This window comes from Myxococcus sp. AM009 (assembly GCF_013372605.1).
Lineage (GTDB): Bacteria > Myxococcota > Myxococcia > Myxococcales > Myxococcaceae > Myxococcus > Myxococcus vastator.
Genome location: NZ_JABXEP010000018.1, coordinates 4,880 through 29,801, shown reverse-complemented (window position 1 = coordinate 29,801; position 24,922 = coordinate 4,880). Strand labels below are relative to the sequence as shown.

The 24,922-nt window shown below is 71.8% G+C and carries 2 protein-coding genes (1 of these 2 only partly in view); both read left to right on the top strand.

What is annotated here, in order from left to right; all coding sequences use genetic code 11:
• Window positions 1-11,805: the 3' portion of a non-ribosomal peptide synthase/polyketide synthase gene (locus HV824_RS06895; RefSeq protein WP_176422927.1), read on the top strand. It extends 5,340 nt beyond the left edge of the window; the window shows 11,805 of its 17,145 coding nt (coding positions 5,341-17,145); its start codon lies off the left edge, out of view; the stop codon is at window positions 11,803-11,805.
• The gene (locus HV824_RS06890; RefSeq protein ID WP_176422926.1) at window positions 11,798-24,922 is read left to right on the top strand and encodes a non-ribosomal peptide synthetase/type I polyketide synthase; all 13,125 of its coding nucleotides are present in this window, start codon (window positions 11,798-11,800) and stop codon (window positions 24,920-24,922) included. The genes HV824_RS06895 and HV824_RS06890 overlap by 8 nt, the downstream gene beginning before the upstream one ends.

Below are 24,922 nucleotides of genomic sequence, written 5' to 3'. Positions count from 1 at the left end.
CGGCTGCGAGACACCGTGGGCGGCGCGCTGCTCAACATGTACGGCCCCACGGAGACCACCATCTGGTCCTCGTCGCACGCCGTGGATGGTTCGCCAGGGCCGGTGCCCATTGGCGCGCCCATCGCGAACACGTCGCTGTACGTGCTGGACGCGGCGCTGCATCCCCTGCCCGTGGGCGTGCCCGGTGAGCTCTACATCGGTGGCACAGGTGTCGCGCGGGGCTACCACGCGCGGCCGGAGCTGACCGCCGAGCGTTTCCTCCCGGACCCGGTGTCCGCCGACGCCGGCGCGCGGATGTACCGAACGGGCGACCGGGCACGGTGGCGCGCGGATGGAACGGTGGAGTTCCTGGGCCGGATGGACCACCAGCTCAAGGTCCGTGGCTTCCGGGTGGAGCCTGGCGAAGTCGAGTCCGTGTTGGCGCGGCACTCCGACGTGGCGCAGGCGGTGGTCGTGGCGTGGGAGGAGGCTGCTGGAGGCGCGCGCCTGGTCGCGTACGTCGTCGCGCGGCCGGGCACGGCGCCTTCGGTGGAGGCGCTGCTGGCCTTCTCCAGGCGCTCCCTGCCGGAGCACATGGTGCCTTCGGCGTTCGTGTCACTCGATGCGCTCCCGCTGACGCCCAACGGGAAGGTGGACCGGAAGGCGTTGCCCGCGCCAGAGGGTGTCCGTGACGTCGCTCGGGAGTATGTGGCGCCTCGGACGGAGACCGAGCGCCGCCTGGCCGAGCTGTGGGCCTCGCTGCTGGGCGTGGAGCGGGTGGGCGCGGAGGACGACTTCTTCGCGCTGGGCGGGCACTCGTTGCTGGCCACGCGCGCAGCCTCTCGGATTCGTGAGGCGTTCGGGGTGGACCTGCCCCTGCGTGAGCTGTTCGAGTCGTCCTCACCGGCGGCCTTGGGTGCGCGCATCGATGCGCGTCTCGTGGGGGCGTCCGGTGTGCCTCCGTTGGTGGCTCGGTCTCATGAAGGGGCGCTGCCGCTGTCCTTCGCGCAGCAGCGGCTCTGGTTCCTGGAGCAGCTCGAGCCCGGCGGCGCCGCGTACAACGATGCGGTGGCCGTCCGTGTGGAGGGGGCGCTGGAGGTGGCGTTGCTGGAGCGCTCTCTGCGAGAGGTGGTCCGGCGGCACGAAGTCCTCCGCGCCACCTTCCACGATGAAGACGGGACGCCTTCCTGGCGCATCCACCCCGAGGCCCGGCTCGCGCTGGACCGGGTGGACCTGACCGCGCTGTCAGGGGCTGCGCAGGAGGAGGCCCTGTCGCTGCGGTTGGCGGAGGAGTCGCTGCGGGCGTTCGACCTCGGCTCGGGGCCGCCGCTTCGCGCCACGCTGCTTCAGCTCAGCGCGCGTGAGCACGTGCTCTTGTTGGTGCTGCACCACCTGGTGACGGATGGCGCGTCCATGGGCGTGCTCGTGCTCGAGGTGGCGGCGCTCTATCGGGCCAACTCTCAGGGCAAGGGGTCGCCGCTGTTGGAGCTGCCGCTCCAGTACGTGGACTACGCGGCGTGGCAACGCGACTGGCTGCGCGGCGAGGCGCTGGAGGCGCAGCTCGCGTACTGGCGGACCCGGCTGGAAGGGGCACCTCGGGCGCTGGACCTGCCCACGGACCGGCCTCGACCGGCCGTGCGGAGCAGCCGTGGCGTGAGTCGAAGCGTGCTCCTGGGCTCGGAGCTGTCGCGCGCGCTGAAGGCGCTGGCCCAGCGCGAGGGCGCCACGCCCTTCATGGTGTTGCTGGCGGGCTTCTCAGCGCTGCTGTCCCGTCATGGCGGACAGGAGGACCTGTGCGTCGGAACGCCGGTGGAGGGCCGTGACCGGACCGAGCTGGAAGGGCTCATCGGCTGCTTCGTCAACACGCTGGTCCTCCGCGTGTCGCTGGCGGGCGCGCCGTCCTTTCGGGAGTTGATTGGCCGGGCGCGGGAGACCGTGCTGGGAGCCTTCGCGCACCAGGATGCGCCCTTCGAGGAGCTGGTGAAGGCGCTCCAGCCCGAGCGAGACCTGGGCCGCAGCCCGCTCTTCCAGGCCATGCTCGTGATGCAGGAGGACCCGCTGCCGGAGTTGGTGATTCCCGGGCTCCGGCTGAACGTCCAACCCCAGCCGAGCCTCACGGCGAAGTTCGACCTGCGACTCATCATCACGGACACGGTGGAGGGCTTCTCCGCGAACCTGGAGCTGAGCGCCGACCTGTTCGAGCCGGACACCGCGGCCAGCCTGCTGGAGCACCTGCGCGTCCTGCTGGAGGCGGGCGTCCGTGAGCCGGAGCAGCGGGTGCACGCGCTCCCTATGATGACCTCGGCGGAGCGGCACCGGGTCCTGGTGGCGTGGAATGACACGGACCACCCGCGGCCGGGCGTGAGCGTCCTGCACCGGCTCATCGAAGCGCAGGTGGACCGCACACCGGATGCGGTGGCGCTGAGCTTCGAGGGCGACACCCTGACGTACCGTCAGTTGGACGGGCGCGCGAATCAGCTCGCGCGCTACCTGCGGACCCGAGGCGTGGGGCCGGACACGCGGGTGGCGCTGTGCGTGGAGCGTTCGCTGGAGCTGGTGGTGGGGCTGCTCGGCGTGCTCAAGGCGGGGGGCGCCTACGTGCCGCTCGACCCGGAGTATCCCCGCGAGCGGCTGGAGTACATGCTCGCGGACGCCGCGGCGCCGGTGCTGCTCACGCAGGCACGGTTGTCGGAGCGCCTGCCTCGGGGCGATGCCACCGTGGTGTGCCTGGACTCGGAGTGGGGCGCGGTGGCACGCGAGCGCGAGGAGCGTCTCGCCGTGGCCGTGGAGGGGAGCGGGCTGGCGTACGTCATCTACACCTCGGGCTCCACGGGGCGGCCCAAGGGGGCGATGAACACGCATGACGCCATCTGCAACCGGCTCCTGTGGATGCAGGAGGCCTACGGGCTCGATGCGAGTGACCGCGTCCTCCAGAAGACGCCGTTCAGCTTCGACGTCTCCGTGTGGGAGTTCTTCTGGCCGCTGCTGGCGGGCGCGCGGCTGGTGATGGCGCGGCCCGGTGGACACCGGGAGCCCGCGTACCTGACGGACACCATCGCGCACGAGCGCATCACCACGTTGCACTTCGTGCCGTCCATGCTCCGGCCGTTCCTGGAGGAGCCGGAGCTGGCGGTGTCCTGCGCCAGCCTGCGACGGGTGTTCTGCAGTGGCGAGGCCCTGCCCCCCGAGCTGCGAGACCGCTTCTTCTCGTGCCTGCCCGCCGAGCTTCACAACCTCTACGGCCCGACGGAGGCCGCGGTGGACGTGACGGCGTGGGCCTGCTCGCGCGAGGACCGTGGGCCCGTCGTTCCCATCGGGCGTCCCATCGCCAACGCGCGGATGTACGTGCTGGATGCGCGGCTGCGTCCCGTGCCGACGGGCGTTCCGGGTGAGCTGTACATCGGGGGGGCACCGCTGGCGCGTGGCTACTGGCAGCGGCCGGAGCTGACCGCGGAGCGCTTCCTCCCGGACGCCTTCGCGGCGCAGCCGGGGGCGCGGATGTACCGGACGGGCGATCAGGCCCGCTTCCTGGCGAATGGCGCCATCGAATACCTGGGCCGCCTCGATGACCAGGTGAAGGTGCGAGGCTTCCGCATCGAGCTGGGTGAGATTGAAGCCGTGCTGTCCCTGCACCCCGGCGTGCGTGCGGCGGCGGTGGCGATTCGAGAGGACGTCCCGGGAGACCGCCGGCTCGTGGCGTATGTGGTCGCGTCTTCTGAAGACGTGGCAACGGAGCTGCGGGCCTTCCTCGGTGAGCGACTGCCCGAGCACATGGTGCCGTCGGCCTTCGTCACGTTGGACGCGCTCCCGCTGTCGCCCAGCGGGAAGCTCGACCGCCGTAGCCTCCCCGCGCCGGCGCAGGCCATGCAGGGGAGCTGCGCGGCCTACGTCGAGCCCCGTAATGCGCTGGAGCTTCAGCTCGCGCGCCTCTGGGCGGGCGTCTTGGGCGTCGAGCGGGTGGGCGCCGAGGACCGCTTCTTCGAGCTGGGCGGCGACTCCATCCTCGCGCTTCAGGTGATTGCGCGGGCACGGCAGGTGGGCATCCACCTCACGGCGCGGCAGCTCTTCCAGCATCCGACGGTGGCGGGGCTGGCCCAGGTGGCGACGAGCCGTCGTCGCCTGGGGGACCAGGGCCCCGTCGTCGGGCCCGTGCCGCTGACGCCCATCCAGCGCTGGTTCGTCGAGCGCGATCTCCCCGAGGCGCATCACTTCAACCAGGCGCTGATGTTGGAGCCCCGTGAGCGCCTGGAGCCGGAGGTGCTGGCTCGTGCACTGCGGGCCCTCGTGGACCATCACGATGCGCTCCGGCTGCGGCTGTCGCGGAGCGAGACGGGGTGGGCGCAGTCGTGCGCGGAGCCAGGGCGCGATGTGCCACTGCGGCTCGTGGACCTGTCCGGAGTGGAGGTCTCCGCGCAGGCAGAGGCGATGGAGCGCACCGCCACGGAGGAGCAGGCGGGGGTGGACCTGCGCGCGGGGGGCCTCCTTCGCGCGGTGTTGTTCGACCGGGGGCCGGACCGGACAGGGCGGCTGCTGCTGGTCATCCACCACCTCGCGGTGGACGGCGTCTCCTGGCGCGTGCTGTTGGAGGACCTGGAGACCGCGCTTCGGCAGCTTGCCCGCGGTGAGCCCGTGGCGCTCCCCGCGAAGACGACGTCGTTCCAGGCCTGGGCACAACGGCTGGAGGCGCATGCGGCCTCGGACGTGCTCGCGGAGGAGAGGGCTTACTGGCGGGACGTGCTGAGCGCGAGTGTGGCTGCCCTTCCTCGGGACGTGCTGGGTGGGGTGAACTCGCAGGGCTCGGAGCGCGTCGTCACGGTGGCGCTGGATGCCGACGTGACGCACTCGCTGCTTCGTGCATCGGCGGTCGGGCCCCAGCCGGGCTTCGAGGACGTGCTCCTCTCCGGTGTTGCGAGCGCGCTGGCCCACTGGAGTGGCGAGCGCCGGCTGCGCATCGACCTGGAGGCCCACGGGCGCGACGAGCTGTTCGACGACGTGGACCTCTCACGCACGGTGGGGTGGTTCACCGCGTTGTTCCCCGTGCGTCTGGAGCTGCCAGAGGGGATGGCGCCCGCCTCCGTGCTCGCGTCGGTGCGTGCGGCACGGGAGCACCGGAAGGGCAGGGGCCTTGGATATGGCCTGCTGCGCGACCTCCATTCCGAGGCCGGTGCTTCGTCCGAGGTCCTCTTCAATTACCTGGGGCAGCTCGACTCGGGGGCGCGGGGCTCGGCGCTGTTCACGCTGGCGCCGGAACCCACGGGCGCATCGCAGGGGACGCAGGGGCTCCGGAGCCATGTGTTGGAGGTGGTGGCTCGCGTCGTTGGCGGGCGCCTGGAGTTCGCCTGGCACTACAGCGAGGCGCTGCACACGCGCGAGCGTATCGAAGCCCTGGCGCGTCGCTGCGTCGAGACGCTGGTGGAGCTCGCGGGCGCAACGGAGGAGCGTCATCCGATCTCACCCCTCCAGCATGGACTGTTGTTCCAGGTGCTGCTGGAGCCCGGCACCGACGCGTACTTCGATCAGCGAAGCTGGACGCTCGCCGGTCCGCTGAATTCCGGGGCGCTCCGGCGAGCATGGGAGGCGGTGTCCGAGCGGCATGGCTCACTGCGCACGTCGTTCCTCTGGGAAGGGTTGGAGGAGCCTGTCCAGGTGGTCCATGCGCGGGCGACCCCCGCGTGGAGCGAGTTCGATTGGCGCGGGAGCTCGTCGGACGAACAGCGCGAGTCCCTGGCCGCGTTCCTGCGTGAGGACAGGGCGCAGGGCTTTGTCCTGTCGAAGGCGCCGCTGCTGCGGTTGGCGCTGATTCGGCTGGAGGACCAGGCCTGGCGGTTCGTCTGGAGCTTCCACCACCTGCTGCTTGACGGGTGGAGCCTGGCGCGGGTCCTTGGCGAGGTGCTCGAGGCCTACGCGGCGATTTCAGCGGGGGACGTCTGGCAACCGCCCGCCGCGATGGATTTCCGCACCTACGTCGACTGGCTGGACCGCCGCCGGCCCGAGCAGGACGAGGCCTTCTGGCGGGAGCAGCTCACGGGCATCGAAGCGCCGACGCCATTGCCCGCGGAGGGAGGCTCCACTGCGCGTAGCGACCCAGGAGAGCACGCGCTGGAATTGGGCGAGCCCGACACCGCTGCGCTCCAGGAGTTCGCACGCCGCCACGGCCTGACAACGAGCACCCTGGTCCACGGCGCGTGGGCGTTGCTGTTGTCCCGCTACGGGGGCGGGCAGGACGTCATGTTCGGGACGACGCTCGCGGGCCGTCCGCCGGAGCTGCCGGGCATCGAGGAAGCCGTCGGGCTGTTCATCCACTCGCTCCCTGTTCGCGCCCGTATCCAGCACGGCGCCGGGGTGCTGCCCTGGCTGCGCGAGCTTCAGTCGTTGCTGGTGGAGCTGGGGCAACGGGAGCACGTCCCGCTCACCCGGCTTCAAGGGTGGAGCGACATCCCCCGAGGCACGCCGCTCTTCGAGAGCCTCCTCGTGTTCGAGAACTATCCGGTGGATGCGGCGCTCGCGCGCGGCGCGGCCGGGTTGGAGCTGCGGGACTTCACGGCCTTCGAGCGCACGCACTATCCGCTGACCGCGGTGGTGGTGCCGGGGCGCTCCTTGCGGCTGAAGCTGCTGTACCGGCAGGAGCGCATCGCGAAGGCCGCCGCCGAGCAGTTGCTGACGCACTGGCGCGGCCTGCTTCATGCGCTGTGGCGGCGTCCTGAGCAGCGGCTGGGCGACGTGTCCCTGCTGTCGGAGGCCGAGCGGCGCCGCGTGCTGGTGGAGTGGAACGCCACCGCGACCGCGTACCCCCGCGAAGCCACGGTGCATTCGCTGTTCGAGTCTCAGGCCGCGCGGACGCCAGCCGCCGTGGCGGTGCGGTATGGCGGCACGACGCTGACGTACGCCGAGCTGAACGCGCAGGCGAACCAGGTGGCGCACCGGCTGGGGGTGTTGGGAGTCCGGAGAGGGGCGCACGTGGGCCTCTGCGTGGAGCGCTCCGCCGAGCTCGTTGTCGGGATGCTGGGCATCCTCAAGTCAGGGGCGGCCTATGTGCCCCTGGACCCGGCTTACCCGCGCGAGCGGCTCGCAGGGATGCTCGCGGATGCGGGGGCGCTGGTCCTGCTGACGCAGGAGCGGCTGCGGGGCGCGGTGCCTTCAGGGGGCGTGCGGGTCCTCACGGTGGAGGAGGTCTCGGCGCAAGGGGACGTCGTTGAAACGGCGGCGCCTGGCTCCGACGTCAGCGCGGCGGATGCCGCCTACGTCATCTACACCTCGGGCTCCACGGGAACTCCCAAGGGCGTCTGCGTCTCGCATCAGTCCGTGGTCCGGCTGGTGGTGGAGACGGACTTCATCCGCGTGGTGCCCGAGGACCGCGTGGCGCAGGCGTCCAACGCCTCGTTCGACGCGGCGACGTTCGAAGTCTGGGGTGCGCTCCTCAACGGTGCCCGAGTGGTTGGCGTGGACCGGGAGACGGCGCTCTCTCCGCGTGCCTTCGCGGCCTGGCTGAGGGAGGAGGGCATTCGTGTCCTCTTCCTCACCACGGCCTGGTTCAACCAGGTGGCCGCGGAGGTGCCGGACGCCTTCCGAGGGTTGCGACAACTGCACTTCGGAGGCGAGGCCGTGGACCCGAGGCCCGTCCGCCGGGTCCTTCGTGAGGGTGCGCCCGAGCGGCTGCTGCACGTCTATGGCCCCACGGAGAACACCACCTTCTCCACGTGGCACCTCGTCACGGACGTGCCCGAGGGCGCCGTGTCGATTCCCATCGGAAAGCCGCTGGCGAACACGGTTCAGTACGTGCTCGACGAGGCCATGGCGCCGGTGCCGCCAGGGGGCGTGGGGGAGCTGTGGCTCGGTGGCGACGGACTCGCGTGGGGCTATCTGGGACGGCCCGCGCTGACGGCGGAGCGCTTCGTCCCAAACCCGTTCAGCGAGCGTCCCGGGACGCGGCTCTACCGGACGGGGGACCGGGTCCGCTTGTTGGCGGATGGCGCGGTGACGTTCGAGGGCCGCGTGGACACGCAGGTGAAGGTGCGTGGCTTCCGCGTGGAGCCGGGCGAGGTCGAGGCCGCGCTGCTGCGCCACCCGGACGTCCGGCAAGCCGTAGTGCTGGCGCGAGAGGATGAAGCAGGGGGATCGCGGCGCCTGGTGGCCTACGTCGTTCCGGCCGCCGCGACGCCCACGCCTCCGCTCCTGCGGACCTTCCTCTCCGAGCACTTGCCGGCGTACATGGTGCCTGCCGTCTTCATGGTGCTGGATCGCCTGCCGCTGACGCCCAACGGCAAGGTGGACCGGCGCGCGCTGCCCGCGCCCACCGTCGACTCGGAGGCCATCGCGCCGAGAGGCCCCGAGGAGGAGTTGCTCGCGCGGCTCTTTGGCGAGCTGCTCGGCGTCTCCCGTGTGGGATCCTCCGACAGCTTCTTTGATTTGGGAGGCCACTCCCTGCTGGCCACGCGGGTCGTCACGCGGATTCACGCGACCTTTGGCGTCGCCTTGTCGCTGCGGGACCTCTTCGACGGCCCGACCGTGGCGAGGCTGGCCGAGCGCATCCGCGAAGCCCGTCAGTCACCCGGCTCTGCGCGCCCACCGCCCATCGTCCCCGTGTCCCGGGACAACCCCCTGCCGCTGTCGGCGATGCAGGAGCGACTGTGGCTGCTGGAGCAGCTCCAGCCGGGCACGGCCCTCTACAACGTCCCCTGGGCCGCACGGCTCACTGGGCCGCTGGACGTGCCTGCCCTGGAGCGGGCACTGGCGGGGCTGTTCCTGCGTCACGAAGCCCTGAGGACCACCTTCTCCAGCGACGCGGGAGCGCCCTTCCAGGTCATCCATCCGAGCGCCAACGTGGCGCTCCCCGTGGTCGACCTTGGGGGGCTTCCGGAGGCGGAACGGGAAGCGCAGGCCGTGAACGTCGCGTCGGAAGAGGCTCGCCGCCCGTTCGACCTGGTGAATGGGCCGCTGTGCCGGGCCTTGCTGATCCGCACGGCCGCTGATGAGCACCTGCTGGTCCTCACGCTGCACCACATCGTCTCGGACGGGTGGTCTCTGGGCGTGGCCGTGCGGGAGCTGTCGGCGCTCTACGACGCGGAGCTGCGGGGCCGACCTTGTTCGCTGCCAGCGACCACGATTCAGCCAGCGGACCATGCGGTGTGGCAGCGCCAGTGGCTCCAGGGGGAGGCGCTCTCCGCGCAGGTCGGCTACTGGAGGAGGCAGCTCGCCGGAGCGCCGCCCGTCCTGGAGCTTCCCAAGGACTTCCCCCGGCCGAGCTTGCAGCGCTTCCGGGGTGACACGCTGGCGGTGCGCTTCCCCGCCGAGCTGTCGGAGGCGTTCCGCGGGCTCTGCATCCGCGAAGGCGTCACGCCCTTCATGGGCCTGCTGGCGGCGTTCCAGCTCCTGCTGTCGCGGGTGTCGGGCCAGGAGGACGTGTGCGTGGGCTCGCCCATCGCGGGTCGGCAGCAGCCCGGGCTGGAGAACCTGATTGGCTTCTTCGTCAACACGCTGGTGCTCCGCGCGCACCTGCCGCGCTCGCGCTCCTTCCGTGAGCTCCTGCGCCAGGTGTGGGAGACGACGCTGGACGCTTACGCCCACCAGGACGTGCCGTTCGAGAAGCTGGTGGAGGCGCTGCAACCGCCTCGGAGCCTGAGCCACGCGCCCCTGGTGCAGGTGGTGCTCGCGCTCCATGAAGCCACGCGCCAGGACGCGGCGCCGGAGGGGCTGGCCCTGCGCCCCGTGGAGCTGGGCTCGGGGACGGCGAAGTTCGACCTCACGTTGTCCCTGACGGACGCACCGGAGGGGTTCACCGGAGCCCTGGAGTACGACGCGGACCTCTTCACGCGGGAGACGGCTACGCGGCTGATGAAGGGGCTCCGGGTGTTGCTGGAGAGCGCGGTGGCGGACGTCGGCCAGCGCCTGGGCGAGCTGCCGATGATGGACCCGGCGGAGCGTCAGCGCCTGCTCGTGGCGTGGAACGACACCGCGGTGGAGTACCCACGAGAGGCGTGCCTCGCGGAGCTCTTCGAGGCCCAGGCGGCCCGCTCGCCGGACGCGGTCGCGGTGGTGTGCGAGGAGGCTCGGCTCACCTACGCGGAGCTGGACCGGCGGGCGAACCAGCTCGCGTCGTACCTGCGCAAGCGTGGCGTGGGGCCAGGGACTCCGGTGGGCCTGTGCGTCCCACGTTCGCTCGACCTGGTGGTGGGGATGCTCGGAATCCTCAAGGCCGGTGGCGCCTACGTGCCGTTGGACCCCACGTACCCCCGCGAGCGCCTGGCCTTCATGGTGGAGGACACGCGCCTTGCCGTGGTGCTGGCGCAGCAGTCGGTGGCGGCCTTGCTGCCTTCGGGGTGCGCGGACGTGGTGCTCCTGGACTCCGCCTGGGATGAGGTGGCGCGTGAGCCCGAGTCCTCGCCTCGCGTGACGGTGCCGGCGGAGTCGCTGGCGTATGTCATGTACACGTCGGGCTCCACGGGGCGGCCCAAGGGCGTCTGCGTGCCGCAGCGCGCGGTGGCCCGGCTGGTGCTGGGCTCCCGCTTCGCGCGTTGGGGCGCGGATGAAGTCTTCCTCCAACTGGCGCCCATCTGCTTCGACGCCGCCACCTTCGAGCTGTGGGGCGCGCTGCTGCACGGCGCGAAGCTGGTCCTCTTCCCACCGCGGCCGCCCACGGTGGACACGCTGAAGGACGTCCTGGCGCGGCACGGTGTCACCACGTTGTGGCTCACGGCCGCGCTCTTCGAGGCGCTCTCCGCCGCGAGGCCGGATGCGCTGGATGGCGTGCGGCAGCTCCTGGTGGGTGGTGACGTGCTCCCGCCGGCCGCGGTGCGGGAGCGGATCGGACGTGGAGGCCTCCTGGTCAACGGGTATGGGCCCACAGAGGGCACCACCTTCACCTGCTGCCATGTGATGGAGGGGGCCGTCGCGCCGGGGGCCATTCCCATTGGCCGTCCCATCGCCAACACGCGGGTGTACGTGGTGGACGCGGAGCTGCGCCCCGTTCCCGTGGGCGTGCCGGGTGAGCTGCTCATCGGCGGTGATGGCCTGGCCTGGGGCTACCAGGGCCGGCCGGAGCTGACGGCGGAGCGCTTCGTGCCGGACCCCTTCGGCTCGGCGGCGGGCGGGCGGCTGTACCGCACGGGCGACAGCGTGCGCCACCGCGAGGACGGCGCGCTGGAGTTCCTCGAGCGGCTGGACGGACAGGTGAAGGTGCGTGGCTACCGGGTGGAGCCGGGCGAGGTGGAGGAGGCGCTGCGCCTGCACCCGTCGGTGGCCGAGGCGGTGGTGGTGGCGCGGCCCGACCCCGCTGGAGGCAAGCGACTGGTGGCCTACGCGGTGCCTCGGGCAGGGGAGACGCTGGAGCCCCGCGGCCTTCGCGACTTCCTGGCGGAGTCGCTGCCCGAGTTCATGGTGCCCTCCGCGCTGGTCCCGCTGACAGCGCTGCCGCTCACGCCCGTGGGCAAGCTGGACCGGCGCGCGCTGCCGGAGCCGGAGGTGTCGCGCCCGGCCGGGAGCGCCTTCGTGGAGCCCACCACCGCGCTGGAGCGGCAGGTGGCGGCGCTCTGGGCGAAGGTGCTCGGCGTGGAGCGGGTCGGCGTGGAGGACCACTTCTTCGCGGACCTGGGCGGCAGCTCCATGTCCGTGGTCAAGGCGTGCGCGTTGCTGCGCGACGAGCTGAAGCGCGACGTCCCGGCGACGCGCTTCTTTGAGCATCCCACGGTCCGCGCGTTCGTCATGTCCCTGGAGCGGGACGGCGAGCCGGCGGCAGACACCCAGGACAACGAGGCCCACGAGGATCGCGCCCAGCAGCGGCGTCAGGCGATCCGTCGACAGGGCCGGCGAGGGAATCACGGCAATGGCTGAGCTTGATGACATGCAGGGCGAGGACTCCAGCAGCGACATCGCGGTCATCGGCATGGCGGGGCGCTTCCCGGGCGCTCGCAGCCTGGGTGACTTCTGGAACAACGTCCGCGGTGGCGTGGAGTCCATCTCGTTCTTCTCCGAGGCCGAGCTGGAGCGCTCACCGCTCATCCCCGAGGACCTGTGGAAGCACCCGCGCTTCATCCGCGCGGGAGGCATCCTCGAAGGCGCGGACGGCTTCGACCACGGCTTCTTCGACATCCCGCTGCGCGAGGCGCAGTGGATGGACCCGCAGCAGCGCGTGTTCCTCCAGTGCGCCTGGGCGGCGCTCGAGGACGCGGCGTATGACCCCTCGCGCTACAAGGGCCGCATCTCGCTCTACGCGGGCGCCGGTTCGTCCGGCCACCTGCTGAACCTGCTGAGCGAGGCCCGGAAGGACGCGGGCGCGGGCCTGGAGCTGGCCACCGCGGGCCCGGAGAGCCTGGCGATGAAGGCGTCGTTCAAGCTCCAGATCCGGGGCGAGAGCGTCGCCGTCTACACCGCGTGCTCCACCGGCCTGGTCGCCATCCACATGGCCTGCCAGAGCCTGCTGACGCGGCAGTCGGACCTCGCGCTCGCGGGCGCGGTGCGCATCGCCAGTCCGCAGCGCACGGGCTACCTGCACCAGGACGGGCTCATCTTCTCGCCGGACGGCCACTGCCGCGCCTTTGACCACCGCGCGGGTGGCACCGTGGCGGGCAACGGCGCGGGTGTAGTGGTGCTCAAGCTGCTGTCGGATGCGCTGCGGGACGGTGACCACATCCACGGGGTCATCAAGGGCTCGGCCGTCAACAACGACGGGCAGCAGAAGGTCGGCTACACGGCACCGAGCATCGAGGGCCAGACGGAGGTCGTCGCGGACGCGCTGGCCTATGCGGGCCTGGGCGGTGACGACATCAGCTACGTGGAGGCCCACGGCACGGGCACATCGCTGGGTGACCCCATCGAAATCGCCGCGCTGACGCGAGCGTTCCGGAAGACGACGGAGCGCTCGGGGTTCTGCGCCATCGGCTCGCTCAAGACGAACCTGGGGCACCTGGACGCGGCGGCCGGCGTGGCGGGGTTCATCAAGGTGGTGCTGTCGCTTCAGCACGGCGAGCTGCCGCCGAGCCTGCACTTCGAGCGCGCCAACCCGGAGATTGACTTCGAGCGCAGCCCGTTCTTCGTCAACACCGCGCTCAAGCCGTGGCCGCGGGAGAAGGGGCCGCGCCGTGCGGGTGTGAGCTCCTTTGGCATCGGAGGGACGAACGCGCACGTCGTGCTGGAAGAGGCGCCTCCAGCGGAGGAGAAGGCGCGCGGCCACCGTCCGTTGCACGTCGTGACGTTGTCTGCTCGGACGCCCTCCGCCTTGGAGGTGATGTCGCGCGAGCTGGCGGCGCACGTGGCGTCCGCGCCGGGGCTGGCGCTGGAAGACGTGGCCTTTACCCGGAACGTGGGCCGCCGCTCCTTCGAGCATCGCCGCGCGGTGGTGGCGGCGGATGGCGCCGAGCTGGCGGAGCGGCTGCGCAAGCCCGCGGCGGTGGAGGCGGGGCGGAACCGCCGCGTGGCCTTCCTGTTCCCGGGGCAGGGGGCGCAGGCGGTGGGCATGGGCCGCGAGCTGCACGCGGTGGAGCCGGGCTTCCGGAAGGACGTGGACGCGGCGCTGGCGCGGCTGGAGCCCTCGCTGGCCGCCGAGGTGCGCGCGCTCCTGTTGCCCGCGCAGGGACACGAGGCCGTCGCGGCCCAGAAGCTGGCGGACCCGCGCGTTGCGCTGCCCGCGCTCTTCATCGTCGAGCACGCGCTGGCCAGGCTCTGGAGGTCTTGGGGCGTCCGGCCGCACGCGGTGCTGGGCCACAGCTTTGGTGAGTACGCCGCGGCCTGCGTGGCGGGTGTGTTGTCGCCGGAGGACGGCCTGAGGCTCGCGGTGGTGCGTGGCGCGCTCATGGCGCGGATGCCCGCTGGCGCGATGCTCGCGGTGGGGTTGGAGGAGGCGGAAGTCCTGCCGTTGCTCGGCGAGGGGCTCGCGTTGGCGGCCGTCAACGGCGAGGGCCGGTGCGTCGTCTCCGGTCCGGTGGAGGCCATTGACGCGTTGCAGGCCACGCTGTCGAGCCGTGGCGTGGGCGTGGTGCGGCTGCCGTCGGCCCACGCCTTCCACTCCAGCGCCGTGGAGCCGCTGATGGTGGACCTTGCGCGGGCGGTGTCCTCGCTGCGCCTCAAGGCGCCGGAGCTGCCGTATGTGTCCAGCCTCACGGGCACGTGGATTCGCCCGGAAGAGGCCACCGACCCCACGTACTGGGCCCGGCAGATGCGGCAGCCGGTGCGCTTCGCCGCGGGCCTGGAGGCGCTCCTCGGGGATGGGTGCAGTGTCCTGCTGGAGGTGGGGCCGGGGACGGACCTGACGTCGTTGAGCCGGGCGCGGGCGCGCAAGGAGCGGCAATGGGTCGTGGCGCCTTCGCTGCGCCGCCGTCCGACGGAGAGCGATGCCCGTGGGCTGTTGCAGACCCTGGGCGACCTCTGGGCGGCTGGTGTGGACGTCGCCTGGGAGAAGTTCCATGGCGCGGAGCCGCGCCGCCGCGTGTCGTTGCCCACGTATCCGTTCGAGGAGAAGTCCTGCCGGCTGGAGTCGTCGGGTGCGCCGCTCGTGTTGCCCACGGCCTCCGCGCCGGTGGCGGGGGCCTCGCTGGCCGGCACGGGCCCCGTGCTTCCCTCCGCCACGACGGCTCCCGCCTCGGTGGGGGAGATCCAGCAGCGCGTCATGGACATCTGGCGCGAGCGGCTGGGCGCGGTGGAGGTCGGCCCGGATGACGACTTCCTGGAGCTGGGTGGCAACTCGCTGATGGCGGCGCAGATGCTCACCCGGCTGCGCGAGACGTTCTCCGTACAGCTCCCGCTGAGCGCGCTGTTCGAGGCCCCCACCGTGGCGGGCATCTCCGCGCGCATCGAGGCGATGCTCCAGGCGGCGGGCCCGCTGGAGGGCAGGGCGGCCTCCGAGGTGATGTTCCGCATCGATCGCGCGGGTGAGCTGCCGCTCTCCGTGGTGCAGGAGCGCGTCTGGCGGATGGAGCAGCTCGACCCGGGCAACCCGTCCCTCAACATGCCCCTGGCGGTGCGCATCTCAGGCGCGCTGGACGCTCCGGTCCTGGAGCGGAGCGTCAACGAGGTCATCCGCCGACATGAGATGCTCCGCGCGACGTACCGCGTGGAGGACGGGCGTGTGCGCCAGCGGTTCTCCGCCGAGGTCCGCATCCAGGTGCCCGTGGTGGACCTGCGCTCTCACGGGGGTGACCGGGAGGCGGAGGCGCTGCGGTTGGCACTGGATGAGGCGGTGCGGCCGTTCTCCCTGGAGCAGGGGCCCATCGTCCGCGCCAGCCTGCTGCGGCTGGCCGAGGCCGAGCACCTGATGCTGCTCACGGTGCATCACATCGCCTCGGACACGCTGTCCATGGTGGCCTTCTTCCGTGAGGCCGCGGCGAACTATCAGGCGTTCCTCGCGGGGCAGCCCGCTCCGCTGCCGGAGCTGGCGGTGCAGTACGTGGACGCGGCGGCCTGGGAGCGCCGCTCGCTGGCGGGTGGCGCGCTGGCGACGCAGGAGGCGTACTGGCGCGACGTGCTGGCGGACCTGCCCCCGTCATTGGAGCTGGCCTCGGACCGGCCACGTGGGCCTGACCTGCGGCTGCGCGGTGCCCGCTTCCCCGTCGCCTTCTCGCGTGAGCTCAGCGCGGCGCTGATGGGCTTCAGCCAGCGCGAGGGTGTGACGCCCTTCATGACGCTGCTGGCGGCCCTGGCGTCGGTGCTCGCCCGGTACTCGGGGCGCGAGGACATCGTGGTGGGGACGCCGGTGGGCAACCGCGCCCGTGGCGAGCTGGAGCCCCTCATCGGCTTCGTGGCCCACGCGATGGCCCTGCGCACGGACCTGTCGGGCGACCCGTCGTTCCGCGAGCTGGTGGCGCGTGCCCGTGAGACGACGGTCGGCGCGTCCAGCCATCAGGACGTTCCCTTCGAGCACCTGCTGCCGCTGGTGGCCGCTGGAAGAGACCCGGCGCGCTCGCGGCTGTGCGACGCGGCGCTGGTGCTGCACGCACACGTCACCACCGCGCCGCCGTCCGTGGCGGGCCTGGGCATGCAGTTGGTGGAGGTGCCGGGAACGCCCGCGCAGTTCGGTGCCACGCTCGGTGAGCTGACGCTGCTGCTGAATGAGAGCGAGAGCGGCGGCTTCCACGGCTTCATCGAGTACGCCACCGACCTCTACGACGAGCCGCGCATCGCGCGCCTGTCGGCCCACCTCCAGACGTTGCTGGGGGCGGCGCTCGCGAACCCAGCGCTTCGCGTGTCACGGATGCCGCTGGCGGCCCCGGAGGAACGGAGCGCTGTCGCGCGGGTGTCTGCCTCCTCGGAGCAGCAGCTCCAGGCCGAGGGAGCCGCGGCTCCCAGCATGCCGCCCTCCGGTCCGTCGTCGAGCCTTGGGCCTCGGGACCTCGAGGATGCGGCTGTGCTGGCCCGGTTCGCCTCGTGGGTGGAGCGGACACCGGACGCGGTGGCCCTCGGCATGGGCGACCGTCGCCTGTCGTGGCGGGAGTTGTCGGCGAGGGCCCGGGGGCTTGCATCCCGGTTGAAGCAGGAGGGCGTGGGCAGTGACGTGCCGGTGGCGGTGCGCATCACGCCGTCGGTGGAGTCGGTCATCGCGCTCTGGGGCGTGCTGGAGGCGGGGGGCGCGTGCCTTCCCGTGACGGCGGGTGAGGTCGCGGAGCTGGCGTCCCTGCTGCCCGCGCGAGGACCTCGGTTGTTGCTGGTGTCCCGGACGGAGGACGCGCCGGCGTTGCCGAAGGGATTCCGCGCCCTCGCGGTGGAATCGGTCGGTTCGAGCGCGGAGGCGATGGCGCCCGTGCCCGCGGAGCGGCTGGCCTTCATCGTTCCCGCGCCCGCGGCCCTGGGCGGCCACGGCCGGGTCATGCTGAGTCACCGCAACGTGGCGCACGTGCTGGCCTCACTGGATGCCCGGACGGGCGCGGGTGAAGGGGACGTGTGGTTGGCGGCAGGTGGTCCTTCGGCCGACCCGTCGGGGCTGGACCTGCTGTGGGCGCTGGCGCGCGGGATGCGCGTCGTCCTTCCGCCCGAGCGGCTCGCCGCGCGCTTCGCTGTCCTGGGCCGCGAGCCGGACACTCGGCGGCCCCTCGACTTCAGCCTGTCGTACTTCGCCAATGATGAGGACTCGCTGGGCGAGGAGAAGTACGAGCTGCTCCTCGAAGGCGCGAAGTTCGCGGACGCGCACGGGTTCTCAGCCGTCTGGACGCCGGAGCGGCGCTTCCACTCCTTCGGTGGCTTGTATCCGCAGCCTTCGGTGGTGGGCGGCGCGCTGGCGATGCTCACGCGGCGCGTGCAGATCCGCGCGGGCAGCGTGGTGTTGCCGCTCCATGACCCCATCGAAGTCGCCGAGCAGTGGTCCGTGGTGGACAACCTGTCCCGTGGACGTGTGGGGCTCTCCTTCGCCACGGGGTGGCACGCGAACGACTTCTCGCTCTCGCCGGGGACCTTCGACCGGCGGCGCGAGGTGCTCATCGAGCGGCTGGAGGAAGTACGGCGGCTGTGGCGCGGCGGCACGGTGCTGCGGCGCAACGGCGCGGGCAATGAGGTTGAGCTGGCGCTGCGGCCCAAGCCGAAGCAGGCGGAGCTGCCGGTCTGGCTGACGTCCACCGGCAACCCGGAGACGTTCCGGAAGGCCGGTGAGGTTGGGGCGGGCATCCTCACCAACGTGCTCGGACTGGGCTCCAGCCTGGACGAGCTGGCGACGAAGGTGGCGCTGTACCGTGAGACGTACCGCAAGGCGGGACATGGCCCGGGGAAGGGGCACGTCACGCTGATGCTCCACACCTTCCTTGGTCAGGACCTGGACGAGGTGCGCGAGGCCGTGCGCGAGCCGCTGCTGCGGTACTTCCGCAGCTCGGTGGACGTGTTCGCCAACCTGGTGGCCAGCCAGGGCCTTCAGGTGGACGTGCGCGGCCTCACGCCGGAGGACGTGGAGGTGATGCTCGCCCAGGGGGTGGAGCACTACATCAAGGAAGGTGGCCTCTTCGGCTCGGTGGAGGACTGCGTGCGCGTCGTGGAGCGCGTGCGCTCCCTGGACGTGGACGAGATTGCCTGCCTCGTCGACTTCGGCGTGGAGCTGGAGCCGATGATGTCCAGCCTCCGCCTGCTGGACGTGGTGCGTCAGCGCAGCCAGGTGCAGCCCCTGCCCGCGGAGGCGGCGCTGGCCGAAGGCGATGCTGGCTTCGGCGCGCTGCTGACGCTGGTGCGAGACGAGGGCGTCACCACGCTGCGCTGCGCGCCGTCGCAGGCGCGTGCCCTGGCGGAGCTGCCCGGTGCCGAGGCCGCGCTGGGGAGCGTTCGCCTCTGGGTGCTTGGGGGCGAATCGCAGGACGTCACCACGTCCGCGCGGCGAGTGGCGGTGGAGTCCTCCCTGGTGGGCGCGGCGTGGCCGTCTCCCGCTTCGGCGCCTGTGTCCGTGCGGGATGCCTCCGGCGAGCCGGCGCCGGTCGGCGTGGTGGGCGAGCTGGCCCTGGGCGGCGCGGCGGTTCCGCTGGGCTTCTGGAATGATCCAGAGGCCACGCGGGCGCGCTTCATCTCCGTTCCGGGCGCGGATGGGCGCTTCTTCGTGACGGGCCAGCGCGCCCGTTTCCGCGACGCTGGAGACGTGGAGTGCGTGGCCCCCGCGCGTGCGACGAAGGCGCGGCGTCCCGGCGCGCAGCCAGCGCGCGGCGCCGTGGGCACCCGGACCGCCACGCAGCAGACGGTGGGCACGGAGGTCGCCTCGGCGACGGCCACGCCCGTGGTGCGCGCGGGGCGGGACAAGCCGCTGCCGCTGTCCTTCCCGCAGCAGCGCATCTGGTACCTCCACCAGTTGGACCCGGCGGGCATCGCGTACAACAACACCGTCACGTTGCGTCTGGATGGCGCGGTGGACGAAGGGCTCCTGGAGGCCGCGCTGAACGCGCTGGTCCGCCGGCATGAAGTCCTGCGCACGACCTTCGCGCTCGAAGACGGCGGTGCGTACCAGGTGATTGCCGACGCCATGCCCCTGGTGCTGGAGCGCCTGGAGGCCCGAGGCGGCACGTTGGAGGCGCGGGAGGCGGACGCGCTGAAGCAGGCCCTGGCCGAGGCGCGCAAGCCCTTCGACCTGATGCATGGGCCGGTGATGAGAGCCGTGCTGATTCGCATCAGCGAGTCCGTGTCCGTGCTGCACCTCACGCTGCACCACATCGCCTCGGACGGATGGTCTGGGGGCGTGCTCTTCCGCGAGCTGGTGGCGGGCTACGAAGCGCTCGCGGCGGGCCGCCCGTCGCCGCTGCCGGAGCTCCCGATTCAGTACGCGGACTACGCCGTGTGGCAGCGCGGCTGGCTGGAGGGGCCGGGCATGGAGGCCCAGCTCGCGTACTGGAAGAAGCATCTCGCGGGCGCGCAGGTGCTGGAGCTGCCGACGGACCGTCCGCGGCCCGCGCGCTGGACGGGCCGGGGTGGCCGTCTCCAGGTCTCCGTGGACAAGCCGGTGATGGACGCGGTGTGGGCCGTGGGTCGTCGCGAGGGGGCTACTCCCTTCATGGTGCTGACGGCGGCGCTCCAGACGCTGCTGCACCGGTACTCCGGGCAGGACGACATCATCGTCGGCACGTCCGCGGCGGGCCGCAACCGTCCGGAGCTGGAAGGGCTCATCGGCTGCTTCCTGAACACGCTCGCCATCCGCGCCGACCTGTCGGGAGCCCCCACCTTCGTGGAGCTGCTGCGCCGGGTGAAGGTGGCGTCGATTGGCGCCTACGCCCACCAGGAGATTCCGTTCGAGCGGTTGGTGGACGAGCTGCGCGTGCCGAGAGACCCGAGCCGCATGCCGCTGGTCCAGGCGATGCTCACGTTCCACAACACGCCGCCCGTCGAGGTCCGCACGCCGGGGCTGGGCGTGAAGATGGTGGAGCTGGACATCGGCGCCACCAAGGTGGACCTGTCGCTGGAGCTGCGTGAGACGCCGCGGGGCCTCACCGGCGCCTTGGAGTACCCGGCGGACCTGTTCGACCAGTCCACGGTGGAGTTGCTGTGGGAGCGCTTCGTCCGGCTGCTCCAGGGCATCGCCGCGAATCCATCGCAGCGCGTGTCGGAGTTGCCGTTGCTGTCCGGCGCGGAGCGCCAGCGGATGCTGGTGGAGTGGAACGACACCCGCGAGCCCTTCGCGGCGGACGCGACGCTGCATGGCTTGTTCGAGGCGCAGGCCGCCCGGACGCCGGACGCGGTGGCGGTGGTGGCCGAGGGCCAGCAGCTCACCTATGCGCGGCTGGACGAACAGGCCAACCAGCTCGCGCACCACCTGCGCACGCTGGGCGTGGGGCCCGAGGTCCGCGTGGGGCTGTGCGCGGAGCGCTCCGTGGAGCTGGTGGTGGGGCTCCTGGGCGTGCTGAAGGCGGGCGGAGCGTTCGTCCCCTTGGACCCCGCGTATCCCACGGCTCGGTTGACGCACATGATGCGGGACGCCGGGCTGTCCGTGGTGGTGACGGTGGATGCCATCGCGGACGTGCTCCCCGCGGGCAGCGAGCTGCTCGTCGCGGTGGACGGCGACGAACGCCACATCGCGCGCAATCCGACGGCGCCACCTCGCGTGAATTCGTTGCCGGAGCAGCTGGCGTACGTCATCTACACGTCCGGGTCCACGGGCACTCCGAAGGGCGTGCTGGTGCCGCATCAGGGCCTCTGCAACACCCTGGGCACCATCATCCGGGCGCATGACGTGCGGCCAGGGCGGCGCGTGCTCCAGGCCGCGGCGCTCGGGTTCGATGCGTCCGTCCTGGAGGTGGTGTCCACGCTGGTGGCCGGGGCGGAGCTGCACCTGGCTCCGCGCGAGTCACTGCTGCCGGGGGCACCGCTGCGCGCGCTGCTGGAGGCGCGGGGCATCACCACGGTGACGCTCACGCCTTCGTCCCTGTCGCAGTTGGAGCCGGAGGGCCTTCCCTTGCTGGAGACGGTCATCTCCGCGGGGGAGGCCTGCTCGCCGGAGCTGGCGCGGCGCTGGAGGCCGGGACGGAGACTGCTCAACGGCTACGGGCCCACGGAGGCGTCCGTCTGCGCGACGCTCTCCACGGAGCTGGACGTGGAGCGACCGGACATCGGTCGGCCCATCGCGAACATGCGCGCGTACGTGCTGGATGGAGGGGGGCAGCCCGTGCCTCCGGGCGTGCCGGGCGAGCTGTACCTGGGCGGACCCGGCGTGGCGCGTGGCTACCTGGGACGGCCAGAGCTGACGGCGGAGCGCTTCGTCCCGGATGCCTTCTCGGGAGTGGCGGGGGCGCGGCTGTACCGCACGGGCGACCGGGTCCGCTTCTTCGCGGACGGGCGCCTGGAGTACCTGGGCCGCACTGACTTCCAGGTGAAGCTGCGCGGCTTCCGCATCGAGCTGGGAGAAGTGGAGGCGGTGCTGCGCCAGCACCCCGACGTGCGTGACGCGGTGGCCCTGGTGCGTGAGGACACGCCGGGTGCTCGGAGGCTGGTGGGGTACGTCGTGCAAGGCGCCGAGCTCGACTCGTCGGCGCTGCGCTCCTTCATGAAGGAGCGGCTGCCCGACCACCTGGTGCCCGCCGCCTTCGTCGCGCTGGACACGCTTCCGCTGTCACCCAGCGGAAAGGTGGACCGTGGGGCGTTGCCGGCTCCGGATGCCGCGCGGGGAGGCACCGGGAAGGTGTTCACCGAGCCGCGCACCGAGGCGGAGAAGGCGTTGGCCGCGCTCTGGGCGCAGGTCCTGGGCGTGGAGCGCGTGAGCCTGCACGACAACTTCTTCGAGCTGGGCGGCGACTCCATCCTGGGCATCCAGATTGTCTCCCGGGCCAAGGCCCTGGGGCTGGAGCTGGAGCCGGCCATGCTCTTCGAGCGGCAGACGCTGGTGGAGCTGGCCGCCGCCGCGGGGACGGCGAAGACAGGCACGGCGGAGCAGGGGCTGGTGGAGGGGCCCGTGCCGCTGACGCCCATGCAGCACATCTTCTTCGATGAGTGGGCGTTGCCGCAGCCGCACCACTACAACCTGGCCGCGGTGCTGGAGGTGCGCCGCCCGGTGGATGCCGCGCTGCTGGAGGAAGCGCTGCGGACGCTGGTGTCACACCATGACGCGCTCCGGCTGCGCTTCACGCGGGCGCCGGAGGGCTGGCGTCAGTCCATCGCCGGAGTTCCCGAGCGAGTGCCCGTGAGGCGCGTGGACCTGTCCTCCGTGCCGGAGGCGGAGCAGGGCGCCGCGTTGGAGTCCGTGGGCGGGGATGTCCAGCAGAGTCTGGACCTGGGCGAGGGCCTGCTGCTGCGCGCGGCCTTGTTCGAGCGGGGCGCGGGCCGGACGTCCCGGCTGCTGCTGGTGGTGCACCACCTCGCGGTGGATGGTGTATCGCTTCGTCCGCTGCTGGAGGACCTGGAGACGGCGTACTCGCAGTTGGAGCGCGGGGCGCCGGTGTCGCTGCCGCCGAAGACGACGTCCTTCAAGGCGTGGGCGGAGCGGCTGGTGGCGCATGCCCGGACGGACGAGGCTGCGCGCGAGCTGCCGCTCTGGACGGCCTCGCGGGACGTCCCCTCGCTCCCGGTGGACCTGCCAGGCGGCGATGACACGGTGGGCTCGGAAGCGCTGGTGACGGTGACGCTGGGCGCGGATGAAACGAAGGCGCTGGTGGGCGAAGTGCCCCTGGCGTACCGGGCGCGCGTGGACGAGGTGCTGCTCACAGCGGTGGCACGCGCGGTGTCCCGCTGGACGGGAAGTCGCGACGTGCGGCTGGAGCTGGAGGGGCATGGGCGCGAGGCCCTCTTCGGTGACGTGGACCTGTCTCGCACCGTGGGTTGGTTCACCAGCACCTCCCCGCTGGAGGTCGAGTTGCCGGAGACGGGCAGTCCAGGCGACGCGCTCCGGGCGCTGCGGGATGCGCGGCGGCGGTTGCCGGTGAATGGCATGGGCTACGGCTTGCTGCGCTACCTGCGCGAAGACACGGCCCAGGCGCTGCGCGCCACGCCGCGCGCGGAGGTGGGGTTCAACTACCTGGGACAGCTCGACGCGGCGGCCCGCGGTTCGGAGCGCTTCGCCCTCACGGAGGAGCCGAGCGGCGCGTGGCATGGCGCGGGAGGTCGCCGGCCGCACCGTCTTGAGGTGAATGCCGTGGTGAGCGAGGGCCGGCTGAAGGTGGCCTGGGCCTACAGCACGCGCGTCCATCGGCGGGCGACCATCGAAGCCGTCGCAGACGACTTCCTGGCGTCGCTGCGTGAGCTGATGGAGGGCCAAAGCACACCGGACGCGGCGCGGCGTTCGCCTGGGGACTTCCCGCTCGCGCGCCTGTCGCCCGCGTCCCTGGACCGCCTGCTGCGGCAGTTCCCGGACGTGGAGGACCTGTACCCGCTCACGTCGCTTCAGCAGGGCATGCTGTTCCATGTCGCGCTCGCACCCCAGGGCTCGGGGGTCTTCCACGAGCAGTTGGCGTGGACGTCACGCGGGAAGGTGGACGTCGCCGCGCTGCGCCGCGCGTGGGCGGTGGTCATCGCTCGCAATGCCGTCCTGCGAACGTCCTTCATCCATGAAGGACTCCCGGAGCCGCTCCAGGTCGTTCATGCCCAGGCGGACCTGCCCTGGACCGAGCACGATTTGCGAGGTGTTCCCACTGAAGAGCGGCGTGCCCGGCTGGAGGCGCTGGTCCGTGAGGACCGTGCTCGTGGCTTCAACCTGGCGCCCGCGCCGCTGGCCCGGATGGAGGTGGTCCGTCTGGCGGAGGAGGAGTACCGCTTCCTCTGGAGTCACCACCACCTGGTGATGGACGGGTGGGGCGTGGGCGTGATGCTGCAAGAGGTCTTCGCCTGCTACGCGGCGCTGACGCAGGGGCGCGACGTCTCCTTGCCTCGCCCCGCGGCCTGGCGCGACTACATGGTCTGGTTGCAGCGGCAGGACCTGTCCCGTGCCGAGGCGTTCTGGCGTGAGGAGCTCGCGGGCTTCACCACGCCAACGCCGCTGCCTGGCGGTCGGGCCGCCGCGCCCGGGGTGGAAGCCGCCGTCACAGGTGAGGAGATCCTGTGGCTGTCGCAAGAAGCCACGGCCGCGCTTCAGGCTTTCGCGCGGCGCAACGCGGTGACGCTCAACACGCTGACGCAGGGCGCGTGGGCGCTGCTCCTGGGACGCCATGCGGGCCAGGAGGACGTCGTCTTCGGGGCCACCGTCTCCGGGCGTCCCGTGGACCTGCCGGACGCCGAGTCCATGGTGGGCTTGTTCATCAACTCGCTGCCCATCCGCGTGGACCTGTCTTCCAGCGCGCGGGTGGTGCCGTGGCTGCAGAAGCTCCAGGCACGGCAACTGGAGATGCGGAAGTACGAGCACAGTCCGCTGGTCCAGGTGAAGGGCTGGAGCGACATGTCACGGGGCCTGCCGCTCTTCGAGAGCCTGCTCATCTTCGAGAACTACCCGCTCGACACCTCGCTGGGGCAGGGCGTGCCGGGGCTGGAGGTGGTGGACGTGGAGAGCCACGAGCAGGGCAACCACCCGCTCATTGCCTACGTGGTTCCCGGTGAGAAGCTGCGCTTGAGCCTGGCCTATGCGCCCGAGCTGCATGGCTCGGACGTGGTGGCCGAGCTGCTGGAGCACTGGCGCATGCTGCTGGAGGCACTGGCCTCTGGCGTGGAGCGGCTCGCCGACGTGACGTTGCCGGGGGACGCCGAGCGGCGTCAGGCCATGGCCAAGGCGCGGGTGGCCTCCGCGGAGTACGTCGCCCCCGCGACGCCGGAGGAGCTGGCGCTGGCGGGGATCTGGACGGAGCTGCTCGGCCAGCCGCGCATCGGCGCTCGGGACGACTTCTTCGCCCTGGGCGGACACCCCGAGATGGCCGCGCGGTTCGTGGCGCGCGTGCGTGAGGCGTTGGGCGTGGAGCTGCCGCTGACGGCGGTGTTCGAGTCACCCACGCTCGCCGGCATGGCGGAAATGGTGTCCCGGATGGCGGGCTCGATGAAGCGGCTCGCGGATGACGCCATCGCACCGGCGTCGAGGCCGCTGGACCCGGCCGCGTTGGACCAACTGTCGGACGAGGAACTGGACGCGCTGCTGGACGCGACCGAGGCGGAGAACTGA

What these genes read in the sequence shown, in the direction of transcription:
- HV824_RS06890 (WP_176422926.1), top strand. Translation starts at nt 11,798, where the DNA reads ATGGCTGAGCTTGATGACATGCAGGGCGAGGACTCCAGCAGCGACATC.